At 73.4% G+C, this 18371-nt stretch carries 17 protein-coding genes; 14 read left to right on the top strand and 3 right to left on the bottom strand.

Annotation, left to right across the window (positions count from 1 at the left end; genetic code table 11):
- Window positions 1-10: 10 nt before the first annotated feature.
- The 5 genes from BJY14_RS24680 (at window position 11) to BJY14_RS24700 (ending at window position 6002) form a co-directional block, all read left to right on the top strand.
- Entirely contained in the window at window positions 11-1555 is a 1545-nt protein-coding gene (locus BJY14_RS24680; protein WP_312879388.1) for a glutamyl-tRNA reductase, read from the top strand.
- Complete coding sequence (hemC, locus tag BJY14_RS24685; protein WP_179845801.1) at window positions 1552-2472, top strand: hydroxymethylbilane synthase; 921 nt, start codon at window positions 1552-1554, stop codon at window positions 2470-2472. The genes BJY14_RS24680 and hemC overlap by 4 nt, the downstream gene beginning before the upstream one ends.
- 203 nt (window positions 2473-2675) lie before the next feature.
- Entirely contained in the window at window positions 2676-4205 is a 1530-nt protein-coding gene (locus BJY14_RS24690; protein ID WP_312879798.1) for a bifunctional uroporphyrinogen-III C-methyltransferase/uroporphyrinogen-III synthase, read from the top strand.
- A gap of 28 nt (window positions 4206-4233) precedes the next feature.
- Window positions 4234-5217 (top strand): porphobilinogen synthase, encoded by a 984-nt coding sequence (hemB, locus tag BJY14_RS24695; RefSeq protein ID WP_179845802.1) that lies wholly within the window; start codon window positions 4234-4236, stop codon window positions 5215-5217.
- A 134-nt stretch (window positions 5218-5351) separates the two neighbouring features.
- The gene (locus BJY14_RS24700) at window positions 5352-6002 is read left to right on the top strand and encodes a bifunctional DNA primase/polymerase (protein WP_179845803.1); all 651 of its coding nucleotides are present in this window, start codon (window positions 5352-5354) and stop codon (window positions 6000-6002) included.
- 208 nt (window positions 6003-6210) lie between these two features.
- On the opposite strand, the gene BJY14_RS24705 is transcribed toward BJY14_RS24700, so the two are convergent.
- On the bottom strand, window positions 6211-7923 hold the full coding sequence (locus BJY14_RS24705) for a serine/threonine-protein kinase (protein ID WP_179845804.1): 1713 nt from the start codon (window positions 7921-7923) through the stop codon (window positions 6211-6213).
- An 87-nt stretch (window positions 7924-8010) separates the two neighbouring features.
- Between BJY14_RS24705 and hemL the strand changes: the two genes are divergently transcribed.
- Window positions 8011-9309 carry a glutamate-1-semialdehyde 2,1-aminomutase gene (gene hemL / locus BJY14_RS24710; protein WP_179845805.1) on the top strand — a complete coding sequence of 433 codons (1299 nt, stop codon included), beginning with the start codon at window positions 8011-8013 and terminating at the stop codon, window positions 9307-9309.
- Window positions 9310-9321: 12 nt separating this feature from the next.
- Here the strand turns inward: hemL and BJY14_RS24715 are convergent, their stop codons facing one another.
- Window positions 9322-10194 carry a dihydrodipicolinate synthase family protein gene (locus BJY14_RS24715; protein WP_179845806.1) on the bottom strand — a complete coding sequence of 291 codons (873 nt, stop codon included), beginning with the start codon at window positions 10192-10194 and terminating at the stop codon, window positions 9322-9324.
- Window positions 10195-10199: 5 nt separating this feature from the next.
- On the bottom strand, window positions 10200-11132 hold the full coding sequence (locus tag BJY14_RS24720; protein WP_179845807.1) for an EamA family transporter: 933 nt from the start codon (window positions 11130-11132) through the stop codon (window positions 10200-10202).
- Between the two features lie 72 nt (window positions 11133-11204).
- Between BJY14_RS24720 and BJY14_RS24725 the strand changes: the two genes are divergently transcribed.
- The 8 genes from BJY14_RS24725 (at window position 11205) to BJY14_RS24760 (ending at window position 18347) form a co-directional block, all read left to right on the top strand.
- Complete coding sequence (locus BJY14_RS24725; RefSeq protein WP_179845808.1) at window positions 11205-12134, top strand: LysR family transcriptional regulator; 930 nt, start codon at window positions 11205-11207, stop codon at window positions 12132-12134.
- Between the two features lie 7 nt (window positions 12135-12141).
- Window positions 12142-12780 carry a histidine phosphatase family protein gene (locus BJY14_RS24730; protein WP_179845809.1) on the top strand — a complete coding sequence of 213 codons (639 nt, stop codon included), beginning with the start codon at window positions 12142-12144 and terminating at the stop codon, window positions 12778-12780.
- A gap of 79 nt (window positions 12781-12859) precedes the next feature.
- Complete coding sequence (locus BJY14_RS24735; RefSeq protein ID WP_312879389.1) at window positions 12860-13462, top strand: redoxin domain-containing protein; 603 nt, start codon at window positions 12860-12862, stop codon at window positions 13460-13462.
- 20 nt (window positions 13463-13482) lie between these two features.
- A complete protein-coding gene (locus BJY14_RS24740; protein ID WP_258944561.1) occupies window positions 13483-14202 on the top strand; it encodes a cytochrome c biogenesis CcdA family protein in 720 nt (239 codons plus the stop codon).
- A 1-nt stretch (window position 14203) separates the two neighbouring features.
- Window positions 14204-15898, top strand: a complete 1695-nt coding sequence (gene resB / locus BJY14_RS24745; protein ID WP_179845811.1) for a cytochrome c biogenesis protein ResB — start codon at window positions 14204-14206, stop codon at window positions 15896-15898.
- Window positions 15899-15902: 4 nt separating this feature from the next.
- Window positions 15903-16913 (top strand): c-type cytochrome biogenesis protein CcsB, encoded by a 1011-nt coding sequence (ccsB, locus tag BJY14_RS24750; RefSeq protein ID WP_179845812.1) that lies wholly within the window; start codon window positions 15903-15905, stop codon window positions 16911-16913.
- A 256-nt stretch (window positions 16914-17169) separates the two neighbouring features.
- Window positions 17170-18027 carry a hypothetical protein gene (locus BJY14_RS24755; protein ID WP_312879390.1) on the top strand — a complete coding sequence of 286 codons (858 nt, stop codon included), beginning with the start codon at window positions 17170-17172 and terminating at the stop codon, window positions 18025-18027.
- A gap of 50 nt (window positions 18028-18077) precedes the next feature.
- The gene (locus BJY14_RS24760) at window positions 18078-18347 is read left to right on the top strand and encodes a hypothetical protein (RefSeq protein WP_179845813.1); all 270 of its coding nucleotides are present in this window, start codon (window positions 18078-18080) and stop codon (window positions 18345-18347) included.
- The last annotated feature ends 24 nt before the right edge of the window (window positions 18348-18371 follow it).

An 18371-nucleotide genomic window follows, 5' to 3' on the forward strand; every position in this document is an offset into this window, starting at 1 on the left:
GAGACGGCGAATGAGCATTCTGGTCGTAGGCCTCAGCCACCGAAGCGCGCCCGTGGCGGTGCTGGAGCGGGCCGCGGTCGCCGGTGACGATCTCGTCAAGTTGTTGCACGCCGTGCACGCCTCCCCGAACGTCGCGGAGGCCGCCATCGTCTCGACCTGCAACCGGGTCGAGATCTACGCGGTCGTCGGCAAGTTCCACGGCGGCGTCTCGGCGATCTCGGAGCTGCTGGCCCTGCACTCCGGCGTCCCGATGGACGACCTGTCGCGGCACCTGTACGTCCACTACGAGGAGCGGGCCGTCCAGCACGCGTTCGCCGTGGCGTGCGGGCTGGAGTCGATGGTCGTCGGCGAGGGGCAGATCCTCGGGCAGATCCGGCAGGCGTTCCGGCTGGCCCAGGAGGAGGGCACGCTCGGCCGCGACCTGTACGACGTCCTGCAGCAGTCGCTGCGGGTCGGCAAGCGCGCCCACCACGAGACGGGGATCGACAAGGCCGGCGCGTCGCTGGTCAGCGTGGGCCTGGACGTCGCCGCCCGGCACCTCGGCCCCCTCGGGGGCGTCCGCGCGCTGGTGGTCGGCGCCGGCTCGATGAGCTCGCTGGCCGCCGCCACCCTGAGCCGCGCCGGGGCGCGCGAGATCGTGGTCGCCAACCGGACCCCCGCGCGGGCCGCGCGCCTCGCCGAGTCGCTGGACGTCCCGTCCCGCGCGATCGAGCTGGCGGAGCTGGACGCGGCCCTCGCCGAGGCCGACCTCGTGGTGTCGTGCACCGGCGCCGCCGGCCTGGTGATCACCGCCGGGCAGCTCGCGGCCCGCGGGATCGGGGCGGACGGGCGGCGCCGCTTCCTGCTCGACCTGGCGCTCCCGCACGACGTGGACCGCTCCGTCCGGGACCTGCCGGGCGTCGAGCTGGCCGGCCTGGACGACCTGCGCACCGCGCAGGAGGCCACGCAGGCCATCGGCCCGGAGGCGGTCGAGGCCGTGCGGCGGATCGTGTGCACGGAGGTCGAGGCGTTCCTCAGCGCCGCCCGCGCCGCCGCGGTCGCGCCCACCGTCGTCGCGCTGCGCAGCAAGGCGGCCGAGGTGGTGGAGGCCGAGCTGACCCGGCTGACCGGGCGGGTTCCGGAGATGGACGTCCGGGCCCGCAAGGAGATCGAGCAGACCGTGCGGCGCGTGGTGGACAAGCTGCTCCACGCGCCGACCGTCAAGGTCAAGGAGCTGGCGGCGGCGCCGGGCGGCGACTCCTACGCCGACGCGCTGCGCGAGCTGTTCGACCTGGACCCGAAGGCCCCCGAGGCGGTGGCCCGGGCGGACATGGGCGACGCCGAGGTCGGCGCCGCCTGGGATCCGAACCCCGACTGCGCGGATGCCGACTGCGTCAGCCCAGCGTCCTTGCCGGGGCAGGAGGCCATGTCAGAGGCGATGTCAGAGGCGATGTCCGACGCCATGTCCGAGCCGCCGGACGGTGTGAACGTCGAGACGGTGAACGCGCAGGCCGCGAGCGTGCGGGCGGTCAGCGCCCGCGACGCCGTCCCGGCGCACGAAGGAGAAGAAGCGTGAGTACCGGGAGCAGGGGCCCGCTCCGGCTGGGCACCCGCAAGAGCCTGATGGCGACGACCCAGTCGCAGGGCGTCGCCGACGCGTTGTCGCGGCTCACGGGGCATGCGGTGGAGCTTGTCGGGGTAACGACGCAGGGTGACGTCTCCAAGGCACTGCTCGCCCAGATCGGCGGCACGGGCGTGTTCGTCAACGCGCTCCGCGACAAGGTGCTGTCCGGCGAGGTGGACTTCGCGGTGCACTCGCTGAAGGACCTGCCGACGTCCGAGACGCCCGGGATCGCCCTCGCCGCCACCCCGGCCCGCGACGACGCCCGCGACGCCCTGTGCGGCCCCGCCAAGCTCGCCGACCTGCCGCGCGGCGCCCGGATCGGCACCGGCTCGCCGCGCCGCGTCGCGCAGCTGCGCGCGCTCCGCCCGGACCTGGAGATCGTCCCGATCCGCGGCAACGCCGACACCCGGCTGCGCAAGGTCACCGACGGCGAGCTGGACGCCGTGGTGCTGGCGCACGCGGGCCTGAAGAGGATCGGCCGGCTGGACGCGGTGAGCGAGGTCTTCGACCCCGACCAGATGCTGCCCGCCCCGGGGCAGGGTTCGCTCGCGCTCGAATGCCGCGCCGACCGGGACGACCTGCGCGCCCTGCTCGGGACGATCGACGACGCCCCGACCCGGCGCGCCGTCACCGCCGAGCGGACGGTCCTGGCGGTGCTGGAGGCGGGCTGCTCCGCGCCCGTGGGAACATACGCTGCCGAAGTAGATGAAAGGCTGCATCTGACGGCGACCGTCGCGGCGTACGACGGCAGCAGGCAGGTGCGGCTGTCCGCAAGCGGCCACCCGGACGCCGCGGAGCAGCTCGGACGCGATCTCGCGGACCGGCTGCTCGCGCAGGGGGCCGACCAGTTGATGGGGGAACGCGAGTGAGCCCCGCCGCGAAGAGCGCCACGGACCAGAGCACCGCCGCCGACCAGAGCACGATCGACCCGGCCGCCTCCGGCGAGGCCGCCGCCGACAAGACCGCCGCCGACAAGACCGCCCAGACCGCGAAGGCCGCGAAGGCCGGCAGGCCCGCGAAGAGCGAGGCTCCGGCCGCACCGCGCCGGACGGCCGGACCGGGGACGGTCGCGATCGTCGGGATGGGGCCGGGCGACCCCGGCCTGCTGACCCTGCGCGCCGCCGCCGAGCTGGAGCGCGCCGACACCGTCGTGGTGAGCCGCGCCCACTGCCCGGCCGAGATCCTGACCCACTGCCGCCCGGACGCCGAGATCCTCGACACGGCGGACGGCGACCCGGTGAAGCTCGCCGCGCGGGCCGCCAAGGCGGGGCGCCGCGTCGTCCGGCTGTTCCGCGGCGACCCGGGGGTGGCCTGCAACTACGCCGCCGAGGGCGGTGCGCTGGCCAAGGCGGGCGTCCCGTTCGAGGTGGTGCCCGGCGTGTCCTCGGTGACCGCCGTGCCCGGGTACGCGGGCATCCCGCTGACCGACGCCGCGAACCGCGAGATCCGCGTCGTCGACGCCTCCGAGGGCGGCGTGGACTGGGAGCGGTTCGCCGCCCCGGACGCCACGCTGGTCGTTCTCGGCGCCGAGGGCGCGGTCGCCGAGGTGTGCAAGGGCCTGGTCGCGGCGGGACGGCCCGACTCCACCCCGGCCGCGATGACGAGCCTCGGCACCACCACCGAGCAGGAGACCGTCGTCTCCACGCTGGCCAGGCTGGCGCCCGACACCAAGGGCATGGAGACGCCCGCCCTGATCATCGTCGGCGACGTCGTGAACTGGCGCGACAAGCTGTCCTGGTTCGAGACCAAGGCGCTGTTCGGCTGGCGGGTCCTCGTGCCGCGCACCAAGGAGCAGGCCGCGTCCCTGTCGGACCAGCTCCGCGGGTACGGGGCCGTCCCGGACGAGGTTCCGACGATCTCCGTCGAGCCGCCGCGCACGCCCCAGCAGATGGAGCGGGCCGTGAAGGGCCTCGTCACGGGCCGCTACGAGTGGGTGGTGTTCACCTCCACGAACGCGGTCAAGGCGATCCGGGAGAAGTTCACCGACTACGGCCTGGACGCCCGCGCGTTCGCCGGGCTGAAGGTCGCCGCCGTCGGCGAGCAGACCGCCGCCGCGCTGGTGGAGTTCGGCGTCCACCCTGACCTGACCCCGTCCGGGGAGCAGTCCGGCGAGGGCCTGGCCCGGGAGTGGCCGCCCTACGACGAGGACCTCGACCCCATCAACCGGGTGCTGCTGCCGCGCGCCGACATCGCCACCGACGTGCTCATCGCCCGGCTCACCGAGCTCGGCTGGGAGTGCGAGGACGTGACCGCCTACCGGACGGTCCGGGCCGCGCCGCCGCCCGCGCCGATCCGCGAGGCGATCAAGGGCGGCGGGTTCGACGCCGTGCTGTTCACCTCGTCCTCCACGGTGAAGAACCTGATCGGGATCGCGGGCAAGCCCCACAACGTCACGGTGATCGCCGTGATCGGGCCGCAGACCGCCAAGACGGCCGAGGAGTACGGGCTGCGCGTCGACGTCATGGCCGACAAGCCGTCGGTGTCGGCCCTCGCGGAGGCGCTCGCGGAGTACGGTGCCAAGCGGAGGGCGGCCCAGATCGAGGCGGGCGACCCGCTCCGCAAGCCCAGCCAGATGCGCCGGGGCGCCCGGCGCCGGAAGTAGACCCGGCAAGCAGAGACACAGAGGGATCATGTCTGCACAGTTCCCCGTCGCACGCCCGCGGCGGTTGCGGCGCACGCCCGCGATGCGCCGGCTCGTCGCCGAGACCCGGCTCAGCCCCGCGGACCTGGTGCTGCCCGTGTTCGTCAAGGAGGGCATCTCCGAGGCGCAGCCGGTCGCGTCCATGCCGGGCGTGTTCCAGCACACCCGCGACAGCCTGCGCAAGGCCGCCCACGAGGCGGCCGAGGCCGGCGTCGGCGGCCTCATCCTGTTCGGCATTCCTGCCGAGAAGGACGGCGCGGGGTCCGCCGCCGACGACCCGGACGGCATCGTCCAGCAGGCGCTGCGCGACCTGAGGTCCGACCTCGGCGACGCGATCGTGGTCATGACCGACCTGTGCCTGGACGAGTACACCGACCACGGGCACTGCGGCATCCTCACCGCGTCGGGCGAGATCGACAACGACGCCACGCTGGAGCGGTACGCCTCGATCGCCCTGGCCCAGGCCGAGGCGGGCGCGGCGGTCGTCGGCCCGTCCGGGATGATGGACGGCCAGGTCGGCGCGATCCGCGAGGCCCTGGACGGCGCCGGCCACTCCGACATCGCGATCATGGGCTACTCGGTGAAGTACGCCTCCGCGTACTACGGCCCGTTCCGCGAGGCCGCCGAGTGCGCCCCGCGGTTCGGCGACCGGGCCACCCACCAGCAGGACCCGGCCAACGCCGACGAGTCGCTCCGCGAGGTCTTCCTCGACCTCGACGAGGGCGCCGACATGGTCATGGTCAAGCCCGCGGGCGCCTACCTCGACATCGTGCGGCGCGTCCGCGACGCCGTCGACGTCCCGGTGGTCGCCTACCAGGTGAGCGGCGAGTACGCGATGATCGAGGCCGCCGCGGAGAAGGGCTGGATCGACCGCGAGCGCACGATCATGGAGTCGCTGGTGTCGATCCGCCGCGCCGGGGCCGACATCGTCCTCACCTACTGGGCCACCGAGGTCGCCCGCCGCCTGGCCTGAGACGCCGTTCGACCATCCCGGCCTCTAGTCACTTAGGGTCGTTTTCCCGGGGTTGCCGTGTCCGGAGTTCATCCCGGCGGGCATCATCGTTAACCAGGAACCCACGTGCGACCTTGGGGTATTGGGGGGCGGAGATGCTGGCGGTCTCGGGGAGCAGACGGCAGCGGGCGGCGCGCGACCGGATGGCCGCGGCGGCCCGGGAGTACGCCGATCTGGGGTGGCCCTGCTATCCCGGAGCCCACCCCCCGGCGGGCGGCGACCGGGCGTGTTCGTGCGACCGGATCGGCTGTCCCGACCCGGGCGCGCATCCGGTGTCGGCCGCCTGGGCGCACCAGGCGAGCGTCGACGCGGGCGCGATCAAACGCTGGTGGGACGAGCGGCCGCAGGCCAACATCATCCTTCCGACGGGCCGGGTGTTCGACGTGTTCGACGTACCGGCCGCGGCCGGGACCATCGCCCTCGACCGGATCGAACGGGACGACATCCCCGTCGGTCCGGTCGCGTCTTTCGGGGGCGAACGGCACCTGTTCTTCGTCGCCACGCGCGGCGCGCCCGTCGACGAGGACGAGTGGTGGTCCTGCCAGCTCGACTGCTCCCCGGAGGACGTCGCGGAGACGCCGGGGATGCGGTGGCACTGCCGCGACAGCTACGTCGTCGCGCCGCCGTCCGTCCTGCCGAACGGCCGCGAGGCGGCCTGGCTGCGCCCGCCGTCCCGCGGCCCGCTGCCCGACCCGCTGCGTCTCCTGGAGGTCCTCTCGGACGCCTGTGAGGACGCTGTTTCATAGTCCCCGCCCACTTCGCTCGCCTGGCGGCTCGCTACGTGACCGGGTCTGGGAGAACGCGGCATCGCTTCGCGATCTGCCGGGTGCGGCTCGCCTCCGGCTTCGCCGCACCCGGGCAGGTCACGCGTTCGCGCGTGGCCGAGGCGACAGGCCCTGGCCACGCATGCGGCTCACCGCGGTCCCCGCGGCTCGCGCGGGGACCGCGGCGACCTCAGCGGGGCGCCTTGATGGGGGCCTTGCGGCCCCAGCCGCTGTAGGAGCCGCGCTGCATCTGGTTGCGGCCCTTCTCGGGCCCGGCGCGCACCCAGAACTTCACGGGACGGTAGGCGGCGTCGAGCTTGACGGCGAACTCGATCTGCTGCGCGCCCGTCGCCTGTGACATCTGCGCGTACAGCGGGCCCACGCCGGGCGCCTGCGCCAATTTCGCGGCGGGCGCCTCACCCTCGTAGACCGCTCCAGACTTGCCGAGCTTCGTCGCCGACCGCAGCAGCGCCGTCAGGTTCGCGACCGAGCCACCCTGGCGCACCTGGTCGCCGGCGGCGGGGTAGCCGCGGCCGCCGAGCGGCGACTGCCGCCACTTCTTGCCGGCGCGGACGTACAGCCGGTCCTGGACGATGACGGCGCGGACCGGCTTGCGGGCGGCGCCCGTCCCGGCCAGCGTCAGGGTGTAGGACGGAGTCCCGCCCTGCACCAGCCCGATCGTCCCCTGGCCGCTGACGGGGAAGCCGCAGCAGCCGGTCTGGCGGTAGCTGAACGCGGCGCCGGGCGTCCTGGCGACGGCCTGGTCGATGCGGGCGACGAGAGGTGCGGGGTCGACGCCGCCGACGGGCAGCGTCGGCTGCGGGCTGCTGCTCTGCGCGGGCGTCGGCTCGGGAGGCTCCTTGTCACCGCCCAGCGTGCCGCCCTTGAGCAGGACCGCCGCGCCCGCCCCGGCGGCGACGAGCACGACGGCGACGGCGGCGACCACCCAGCGCGTCCGGGACCGGCGGCCGCCCTCCGGGCCGGCGACGACCGGGCTGCGGCCGCTGCTGCGGGACGGCCTCGGCTTCGGCCTCGGCTTCGGCGGCTCGGGCTGCTGCGCGGCCTGCGCGGCGAGCTCGGTGAGGCGGCCGCGGCCCTGCGCCTCCCAGGACGGCCCGTAGGCGGAGACGGCCGCGTCCTCCAGCGCGCCGAGGAAGTCGGCGGCGGACTTCGGGCGCTTCTCCGGATCCTTGGCCAGACCCTGGTGGATCAGGTCGCGCAGCGGCCCCGGGACCTCCTCGGCGGGGATCGGCGCCTCGCGGTGCTGCCGCGCCATGTTGCGGCCCGCGTACGGGGGCCGCCCGGTGAGGCACTCGTAGAAGATCGCGGTGGCGGCGTACAGGTCGGTCGCGACCGTGGCGGGCGCGCCGTCCCACAGCTCGGGCGCCGCGTAGGGCGGGCCGTGCTGCGCCTCGGTGCCCTCGGGCGCCGTCGCGAAGTCGGTGAGCCGGGCGTTGCCCTCGGCGTCGACCAGGACGTTCGCCGGCCGCATGGAGCCGTGGACGATGTCGTGGTCGTGCGCCGCGGCGAGGCCGAGGAGCGTCCCTCCCAGCATCGACAGGGCGGCGAGCGGGCCGCTCGGGCCCTGCGCGGCGAGCATCCGCCGCAGGCTCACGCCCTCGACGTGCTGCGTCACGATCGCGGCGCCGTCGGCGGCCTCCACGAAGTCGTACAGGTCGACCACGTTGGGGTCTTCCAGCTGGGACAGGTCCCGTGCCGCCACGCGGTAGCGCGCGAGAAACGCCTCGTCGGCGCCGAGCGCCGTGTCGAGGTATCTGATCGCGACCCGCGTGCCGGTCATGTCGTCGACCGCCAGCACCACCCGGCCCGAGGCTCCGCCGCCCAGTTCGCGTTCATGGGTGAAGCCCGGCACCGTCCAGCCGTTGACCACGGTGAAAGCCATCCCTCCGATGTCGTACTTGGTGGAATATCGGCCCATACGCCACCGGGTCAAGGCAAGTCGCCGAACTGCAACTGAGAGACTGCAACCGTGACTGACTTCGATCGCTCCCGGCAGTTGTTCGACCGTTCCGCCGCCGTTGTCCCAGGTGGCGTCAACTCCCCGGTGCGGGCCTTCGGTGCCGTTGGCGGAACGCCCCGTTTCATGGCGTCCGGGCGTGGTCCGTACCTTACCGACGCCGACGGCAACACCTATGTCGATCTGGTGTGTTCGTGGGGACCGATGATCCTCGGGCACGCGCATCCGGCCGTCGTGGAGGCCGTGCGGGACGCCGCCGGACGCGGCACGTCCTACGGCGCGCCGACCCAGGGCGAGGTGGAACTCGCCGAGGAGATCGTGTCCCGGACGCCGGCGGCGAAGGTCCGCCTGGTCAACTCCGGGACCGAGGCGACGATGTCGGCGATCCGGCTGGCCCGCGGGTTCACCGGCCGCACCAAGATCATGAAGTTCGCGGGCTGCTACCACGGGCACGTGGACTCGCTGCTCGCCGCGGCGGGCTCCGGCGTCGCCACGTTCGGGCTCCCAGACACGCCGGGCGTGACCGGCGCGACCACCGCCGACACGCTGATCCTCCCCTACAACGACGTCGCCGCCGTGGAGACGGCCTTCCACGACCACGGCAACGACATCGCCTGCGTGATCACCGAGGCGGTGCCGTGCAACATGGGCGTGGTCCCCCCGCTGGCCGGGTTCAACGCGCTGCTCAAGCGGCTGTGCGAGCGGTACGGCGCGCTGCTGGTGATCGACGAGGTGCTCACCGGCTTCCGGGCGTCGCGGTCCGGATGGTTCGGGATCGAGGGCGTGGCGGGCGACCTGATGACCTTCGGCAAGGTGATGGGCGGCGGGCTGCCCGCCGCCGCGTTCGGCGGGCGCGCCGACGTCATGGACCACCTCGCCCCCGCCGGGCCCGTCTACCAGGCCGGGACCCTGTCGGGGAACCCGCTGGCCACCGCCGCCGGGCTCGCCACCCTGAACGCCGCCACGGACGAGGTGTACGCCGCGATCGACCGCTCGGCGCAGATCGTGTCGAAGGCCGCCTCCGAGGCGCTGGAGCGCGAGGGCGTCCCGCACTCGCTGCAGAACGCGGGCAACCTGTTCTCGATCTTCTTCACCGACGGCGCGGTGGGCGACTTCGCCGCGGCGCAGCGGCAGGACCCCAAGGCGTACGCGGCCTTCTTCCACGCCGCGCTGGAGCGCGGCGTCTACCTGCCGCCCTCGGCGTACGAGGTGTGGTTCCTGTCGTCCGCGCACGACGACGAGGCTCTGGGACGCGTCCTGGAGGCCCTCCCGCACGCCGCCCGCGCCGCCGCCCGAGCGGTGGCGGCCTAGAACGGCAGCGTCCTAGAACGGCAGGGCGCGGAACGCCTTCAAGGCGGCGACGACCGATTCGAGGTGCGGTGCGTGCAGGGGAGCGCGCACCGCGGGGTCGTCGATCAGCCCCTCGTCGGCCAGGCACGCCTTGAGGACGGCAGGGGACGGCTCGCCGAACAGGGCCTCCGTCATCGGCAGCAAGGCGTTGTGGAACGTCAGCCCCCGCGCCGCGTTCCCCTCCCGTGCGGCTCGCGCCATGGCGGCGTAGGCGGCGGGGGCGAGGCACGCGCACGCGGCGACGCCGCCCGCGGCGCCGAGCTGGAGCATGGGATAGATGTAGGCGTCGTCCCCGGACAGGATCGCCTTGCCGGGGTTGGACCTCAGCAGGGCGAGGGTGTCCTGGTCGATGGCGCCCGCGCAGTGCTTCATGCCGGCGACGCAGTCGAGCGCGAGGATCGCCAGGAGCGCGTCGGCGGACAGGGGCCTCGCCGTCCGGTAGGGGACGTTGTACGGGATCAGCGGGACGTCCACGGCCGCGCCGACGGCGGCGAAGTGGTCGACGACGCCCTCTTCCGACGGACGCAGGTAGTACGGGACGACGACCAGCAGCGCGTCGGCGAGCGGGGCGCGTTCGCGGGCCTGGCGGATCGAGTCCTCGGTGCCCATCGTCCCGGCGCCCACCGTCAGCGGCGTCCCGTACTCGATCGAGACGGCCCGGCACACCTCCAGGACCGTCCGCTGCTCGGCGGCGCTCAGCAGCGGGGCCTCGCCGGTGGTGCCGAGCGCGACCAGGCCGTCCGCGCCGTTCTCCAGGCAGTGGCGGGCAAGGCGTTCGAGGGACTTGGCGTCCACCTCGCCGGAGCCGGTGAAGGGCGTGACGAGCGCCGCGTGGATTCCGTGCATGCATCTCACCTCGTCGGGGCGGCCGGCGCGGCGGGTGCCGGCTCTACGGGAAGGCCTCGGACGCGGGAGCGCGGCCGGACGCTGCCGGCGGCGACCCCCGCGATGATCAGTGCGGCGCCGGCGAGCCGGACCGCGTCCACGTGCTCGCCGAGCAGCAGGGCCGCCGAGACGAGCCCGAACGGCGGGACGAGCAGCGAGTACATGGCGACCGTGCCGACCTCGTACCGGCGGATCAGCCAGGCCCATCCGCCGAAGCAGAACAGCGTGGCGACGTAGGCGATGAACGCCAGCGAGGCCGCCCCGGCGAGCGTGAGGTGGCGCGCCGCCTCCGGCACGGCCCCGGGCCCTTCGAAGATCAGCGACAGGGCGAGCAGGGGGAGCGGCGGCACGAGCGACATCCACACCATGAACGCGAACCCGTCGACCGGCTCCTCGGTGGACCGGCTCATCGCCCGCATCGCGACGTTCGCCAGCCCCCAGGCGGCCGCGCCGCCGAGGCAGACCAGGAACGCCGCCACCGGGCTTCCGCCCTCGCCCTGCGCCACGCCGAGCAGCGTGATCCCGGCGAACGCGACGACCATCCCGGCGATCTGGCGGCTCCCGACGCGCTCGCCGAGCAGCAGGCCGGCGAACAGCGCGGTGAAGACCGCCTGCACCTGGAGCACGACCGACGCCAGGCCGGCGGGCATGCCCATGCTCATGCCGATGAACAGCAGGCCGAACTGCCCCACGCCGAGCGGGACGCCGACCAGGACGAGCCAGCGCGCGGCGACCGGAGGGCGGCGGACGAGGAAGACCGCGGGCACCGCGGCGGCCGTGAACCGCAGCGCGGCCATCAGCAGCGGCGGGAAGTCGTCCAGGGCCACCTTGATCGGCACGAAGTTGAAGCCCCACAGCGCGGCGATCAGGGTGGCCAGCAGGACGTGGCGCGATGTCATGCCTCGATCGTGAGGAAACAGTCGCTTTAGGACAAGCGAGAACTTCTTGACACCTCGTTTTAGTATTGCTTCATGCTTGATCTGGAACGGCTGCGCGCCCTGCATTCGGTCGCGACGTACGGCTCGGTCAGCGCCGCCGCGGACGTCCTGCACGTCACCACGTCCGCCGTGTCCCAGCAGCTCGCGAAGCTGGAGCGCGAGACGGGGCAGAAGCTCCTGGAGCGCAACGGCCGCGGCGTCCGCCTCACCGACGCCGCCGAGCTGCTCGTCGCGCACGCCGAGCGGATCCTGTCGCTCGTCGAGCAGGCGCAGGCCGACCTGGAGGCGCACCGCGGCTCCGTCGTCGGCCAGCTCACCGTCGCCTCGTTCCCGACCGCGATCCGCGGGCTGATGCCCGCCGCGCTGCGCTCCCTGCGCGCCGACCACCCCGACCTGCGCGTCCTGCTCCGTGAGGAGGACCCCATGCGCAGCATGCCGCTCGTGCTGCGCGGGGACTTCGACATGGCCGTCGTCCAGGACTGGAACAACGAGCCGCTCCCGCTGACCGAGGGCCTGCACAAGGGCGTCATCTGCGAAGACGTCGCGGACGTGGCGCTGCCCGCGGGCCACGACCTGGCCGGGCGCGACACGATCGACCTCAAGGAGCTCGCCGGGGACCCGTGGATCAGCTCCTCGTCCGACAGCATCTGCTGCGACTGGCTGCTGCGCACGCTGCGCGCCATCGACAGCGAACCCAGGATCGACCACCAGGCCTACGAGTTCGCCACCCAGCTCTCGCTGGTCGCCGCCGGGCTCGGCAACATCATCCTGCCCCGCCTCGGCCGCTGCGACGTCCCGCCGGGTGTCGCGATCGTCCCGCTCTCGGCCCCTCTGTCGCGCCGTGTCTACGCCGTCTGGCGCGAGGAGGCGGCCCGCCGCCCCGCGATCCGCGCCGCCGTGACGGCCCTGCGCGCCGCCATCCCGGCCGGTGGCGGGGAGGAGGTGGCGGCGCGGGTAATCTGACGACGCCATGACTGACACGACGATCGTTCACCTCCTGCGGCACGGCGAGGTGCACAACCCCGAGGGCGTCCTCTACGGACGGCTGCCCGGTTACCGCCTCAGCGAGGACGGCGTCCTCATGGCGAAGGCCGCCTCCCGGTGGTTCGCCGACAGGGACGTCACCGCGCTGTTCTCCTCGCCGATGCAGCGGGCGCTGGAGACGGCCGCGCCGCTGGCCGACTCCCTCGGCCTGCCCGTCACCGTGGACGACCGCCTGATCGAGGCCGGCAACCACTTCGAGGGGCTCACGTTCGGGGTGGGGACCGGCTCGCTGCGCCGCCCCGAGCACTGGCGCCACCTCGTCAATCCGTTCCGGCCGTCCTGGGGCGAGCCGTACAAGCTGCTCGCCGCCCGGATGCGCGCCGTCGTCATCCGGGCCAGGGAGACGGCGCGCGGCCACGAGGCCGTCTGCGTCAGCCACCAGCTGCCGATCTGGATCCTGCGGCTGCACGCCGAGCGCCGCCGGCTCTGGCACCACCCGGCGCGCCGGGAGTGCTCGCTCGCCAGCCTCACGAGCCTGACGTTCGAGGGCAGCCGGCTGGTGGAGGTCGCCTACTGCGAGCCCGCCGCCGGGATCGCGCAGGGCCCCAGTGTCGCGGGCGCCTGACCGCACCGCTAAGTTTGTACTACATCCTGTAGTACTCCGCGCCTGGACCGAACGCATCGTCGTACCGAGGAGGGGCCACGTGAACCCCCGCCGCATCGCGCCTTCGCGCGCGCCTTTCCGCGCCGCGGCCGCCGTCGCGCTCTGCGGCCTGCTCGCGGGCTGCGCCGGCACCGGCGCCGCCGACGGCGGGCCCGACGGCGGCGACAACCGCTTCATCTCCGGCGACGGCAACGTGACCGAGTACAAGGCCGCGCAGCGCAAGAGCCTCGCGGACGTCACCGGGGAGCGCCTCGACGGCGGGTCCGTCAAGCTGGCCGACCTCAGGGGCAAGGTCGTCGTCGTCAACTTCTGGGCGTCGTGGTGCGCGCCCTGCCGGGGCGAGGCGCCGTCCCTCCAGCACGTCTACGACGGGAAGAAGGCGCAGGGGGTGGAGTTCCTCGGCGTCAACTTCAAGGACTCCAAGCCCAACGCGCAGGCGTTCGAGCGCAAGTTCAAGGTCACCTACCCCAGCCTCTTCGACGCCGACGGCCGGGTCACGCTGGCGTTCCGGGAGGTCCCGCCGAGCGCGATCCCGAGCACGCTCGTCCTGGACCGGCAGGGCCGCGTCGCCGCCCGCATCATCGGCGCGACCACGTACACCAAGCTGGACCCCCTGGTCGGCAAGGTCCTCGCGGAGAAGTGAGCTCCCTCGGCGAGACGGTCGTGAGCGGGTCGTTGGTGGCGGCGGCGCCGCTGGCGGCCCTCGCCGGGCTCGTCTCGTTCGCCTCGCCGTGCGTGCTGCCGCTCGTGCCGGGCTACCTGTCCTACGTCACGGGCATGACCGGCGCCGACCTCGCCGAGCAGCGGCGGGGGCGGCTGCTCGCCGGGGTCCTGCTGTTCGTCGGCGGCTTCAGCGTCGTCTTCGTCAGCTACGGCGCGGTCTTCGGCGGGCTCGGACGGTGGCTGCTGGAGTACCAGGACACGATCACCCGCGTCCTCGGCGTCATCACGATCGTGTTCGGCCTCGCGTTCATGGGCCTGGTCCCCGGGCTCCAGCGGACGGTCAAGTCGGGGCGCCTCCCGGCGGCCGGGCTCGCCGGGGCGCCGCTCCTCGGCGTCCTGTTCGGACTGGGCTGGACGCCGTGCATCGGGCCGACCCTCGGCGCGGTGCAGGGCCTGGCGATCACCGAGGCCAGCGCCGGGCGGGGCGCGCTGCTGTCGCTGGCGTACTGCGCGGGACTCGGGCTGCCGTTCGTGGCCACCGCGATCGCCTACCGTAGGGCACTCGGCGCGTTCGGCGCCGTGAAGCGCCACTACCCCCTGGTCATGCGGATCGGCGGGGGGATGCTCGTCCTCATCGGGGTGCTGCTCGTGAGCGGCCTGTGGGGTGACCTGACGATCGAGCTGAGGTCGTGGATCAGCGGCTTCGAACCGGTGATTTGAGATGACTGACACCAACACCGACCACGCCGGCACGGACCACACCGAGGACCGGGCCGAGGGCGAGACCGGCACCGAGGCGCCCGCCGCGCGGCAGGCGCCGGCGGAGGTGCCGCGCCCCTCCGGCATCGGCCCGTTCGGCTGGCTGCGGTGGGGCTGGCGGCAGCTCACCACCATGCGGACCGCGCTGATCCTGCTGTTCCTGGTGGCGCTCGGCGCGGTGCCGGGCTCGATCCTGCCGCAGCGGGGCCAAGCGCCCGAGAAGGTCGCCGCCTATCTGGACGAGCACGAGACGCTCGGGCCCTGGCTCGACCGGTTCTCCATGTTCGACGTGTTCGCGGCCCCCTGGTTCGCGGCCATCTACCTGCTGCTGTTCGTCTCGCTCGCCGGCTGCGTGATCCCGCGCGCCGGCAAGCACTACAGGTCGATGCGGGCGCGCCCTCCGGCGGCCCCCCGCAACCTGGCGAGGCTGCCCCGGTCGGCGACGTACGAGACCGACGCCTCCCCGGAGGACGTCATCGCCGAGGCCCGCACGGCGCTGCGCTCCCGCCGCTTCCGCGTGGACGTGGCCGGCGGGGCGGCGTCCGCAGAGAAGGGCTACCTGGGCGAGACGGGCAACCTGCTCTTCCACCTCGCGCTGCTGGCGCTGCTGTTCGCGCTCGGCCTCGGCAACCTTTTCGGCTACCGGGGCAACGTCCTGCTGACCGAGGGCAAGTCGTTCGCCAACTCGCTCGGGCTCTACGACCAGTTCCAGCCCGGCCGCGCGTTCAGCGGCGGCGAGCTCGCCCCCTTCACGATCACGCTGGACGACTTCAAGGCCGAGTACGAGGCCAAGGGCGCCAAGCGGGGCCAGGCCACCGCGTTCAACGCCAAGATCCACTACCGGTCGAGCCCGGACGCCCGGGCCAAGCCCTACGACCTGCGGATCAACCATCCGCTCAAGGTCGGCGGCGCGAAGGTGTACCTGCTGGGGCACGGGTACGCGCCGGTGTTCACCGTCCGGGACGCCAAGGGGAACGTCGCCTTCCAGGACTCGGTGCCGTTCCTGGAGATGGAGCCGCGGAACCTGACGTCCGAGGGCGTCATCAAGGTCCCCGACGCCGAACCCGACCAGCTCGCCTTCTACGCCATCCTGTGGCCGACCGCGGTGGCGAGCGAGGACGGCAAGCAGATCGTCTCGGCGTTCCCCGCGCCGCTGCGCCCGGTCGTCACGATCACCGCCTTCAAGGGCGACCTCGGCCTGGACTCCGGCAGCCCCCAGTCGGTCTACAAGCTGGAGGGCATCGGCCGGACGATCCAGCCGATCAAGGGCGGGCAGAAGCTGCTGGAGCCCGGGGAGTCCTTCAAGCTGCCCGGCGACGCCGGCACGGTCACCTTCGACGGGCTCAAGGAGTGGACGAGCCTGTCGGTCAACCGCGACCCCGGGCGCATCCCCGCGCTGATCGCCGCCGTCCTCGCGGTGCTCGGCGTGGCGACCTCGTTCATGGTCCGCCGGCGCAGGGTGTGGGTCCGTGCGAGCGCCGGAGAGGGCGGGCGTACGGTGGTGGAGGTCGGCGGTCTCACGCTGGGGAACCCGACCTCGGAGTTCGACGACATCGTGACCGCGCTGCGCGGTCCGCAGGACGGGCCCGCATCCGAGCCCGGCGAGACCCCCTCCGCCGACGGCCCCCCGGGTGCGGCGACCGAATCGAAGGAGTGACGAGGTGAGCAACGCCGACCTCGCGAACCTGAGCGACAAGCTCATGCTGACCACCGTCGTGATGTACATCATCGCGCTGGTGGCCTACGCCGCCGACATGGGCTTCGGCCGCCGCCGCGCGGTGGAGGCCGTCCCGGCCGCCGAGGCCGAACTGAAGAGCGGGGCGAAGGTGCTGGTGGGCGCCGCCGGGGCCGAGTCCGCGGCCGACACCTCGGACCCGGCCGGTGCTGCGGGCTCCGCCGGGGCCGCGGGCGAGGGGTCCGAGCGCTCCCGGGTCGACTGGATCCGGCTCGCCGTCCTGCTGAACGTGCTCGGCTGGGGCGCGCAGCTCGGGGTGCTCATCACCCGCGGGCTCGCCGCGAACCGGTGGCCGTGGGGGAACATGTACGAGTTCCTCACCGCCATCTCGTTCGCCGCCGTCACCGCGTTCATGGTCGTCATGTTCCGCTACAAGGCGCGGTTCCTCGGCGCGTTCGTCATGGCCGCCGCGGTCGTCGCCCTCGGCGTCGCCAACATCTGGCTGTACGACTCGGTGGGCCCGGTCAGCCCGGCGCTGAACTCCTACTGGATCGCCATCCACGTGACCGCCGCGATCATCGCGACCGGCGCGTTCACCGTCGCGGGCGCCGCGACGATCCTGTACCTGCTGAAGGAGCGGGCCGAGTCGCGCGGCGGCGTCGCGGCGGGCGGCGTGCTGTCGCGCGTCCCGTCGGTGGAGGCCCTGGACCGCCTCTCGATGCGGGTCACGATGTTCGCCTTCCCGATCTGGACGGCCGCGATCATCATGGGCGCCATCTGGGCCGACCAGGCATGGGGCCGCTACTGGGGCTGGGACCCCAAGGAGATCTGGTCCTTCGTGACCTGGATCATCTACGCCGCCTACCTGCACGCCCGCGCCACCGCCGGGTGGAAGGGCCGCAAGGCCGCGATCCTCTCGCTGGTCGCGTTCGCGGCGCTGCTGTTCAACTTCTTCGGCGTGAACTACATGTTCTCCGGCCTGCACTCTTACGCCTGACGCGCGCCGCGCCGCCGCGCGTCGCGTGACTCCATGGGATGACGGAGAGTCGGCTTCCGGCTTACCCTTCCTCAGGGACCCGGTCTGGCGGCGGACGCCGCTCGACACCCCCGCGGGTCCGGCTGACAGAGGAGCCCGATGCGCTTCAAAGGCGTCCACCGCAAGCCCCGGGAGACGTTCCGCGGCGGGCGGTTCCGCGCGGACGCGGCCGGCGACGAGATCCCCTACGCGCCGTCCCCGCCCGACTCGGGGGCAGGTGCGGCCGCGCAGCAACCAGCCGCGCGACCGGTTCGGCCGGTTCCGCAAGGCGGGCCGCGACGACGACTACGCGCTCGGGCCCGAACGCCCGGAGACCGGCCCCGTCGACACGGCGGGCGGCCTGCGCGGGATGACGGGCCGGCTCGGGCGGCGGGGGCTCGGCCGGCCGCGCGCCGGCGACTACTCCTGGAGCGACTTCGAGCTGGAGGACGACCGGCCGCGCGTGGAGCCCCACCCGCCGGGCACGCCGCACGCCGCCGACGGCCGCCGCGACTGCGGCGTGCTGGAGGCCGTCCTGCACCGGCAGTGGGACGTCCGGGAGGGGCCGCCGCCGGACGCCGTGATCGGGGCTGTGGAGAGCCTGGCGTCGCTGCCGGAGCCGCTGAAGGAGAAGCTGGCGGGCGGTCTCGACGGCATCTACGTCGGCCCCGGCGGCGTCCCCCAGCTCGACGACATGGGCCACCTGCGCGACCGGCCGCTGCCGTCGGGCCGCGCCACCTGGGACATCTGCGCCGGCGCCTACGGCGACCGCAAGATCGTCGTGGGGGACCGGCCGTCCCCGACGCCGGACGTGATGCTGCACGAGGTCGGGCACGCGCTCGACGACATCGACGGCGGCGACGGCGAGTGGACCTCCGACAGCCCCGCCTTCCGGCAGCTCTACGAGGAGTGCCTGCCGTACCTGGCGAGCGAGTTCCACAAGCAGCCGAACGCGCTCGGGCGCCGCGAGTTCTTCGCCGACGCGTTCGCCGCGATCTCTTCCCGGCAGCGCCCGGCCCTGGTGGATATGCTCGCCGGCAACATCCGCACGGCCCTCGAGGTCATGCTCTTCTTCAACCGCAGGTACGGGATCTAGGACACCGAAGTGACAGGCCGCGCGACGACAGACGGCGAAGGTGATCGACGATGTACGTGATCCGGCTTCCCGACGGCACGCTCCGGGTCCCCCACAGCGTCCTCGCCGACGGCGGCGAGCCCGGGCCCGAGGCGAGCGAGGGACGGATCATCGCGGACGCCTACGTCGAGATCGGCCCGGACGATCCCGACTACGACCGGTTGCTGGGCGAGTCGCTCACCGAGGAGGAGCTGGCGGAGCGGCGGCGCCGCTGGCGGGACGAGGACGCGGACCTGCTCCGCCGTTTCGAGGAATGGAAGGCGGGCGGCGCCGAAGACTGATTGCCGAATGGTGAGCGGGGGGCG

This window comes from Actinomadura luteofluorescens (assembly GCF_013409365.1).
In the GTDB taxonomy this organism is placed as follows: Bacteria; Actinomycetota; Actinomycetes; order Streptosporangiales; family Streptosporangiaceae; genus Spirillospora; species Spirillospora luteofluorescens.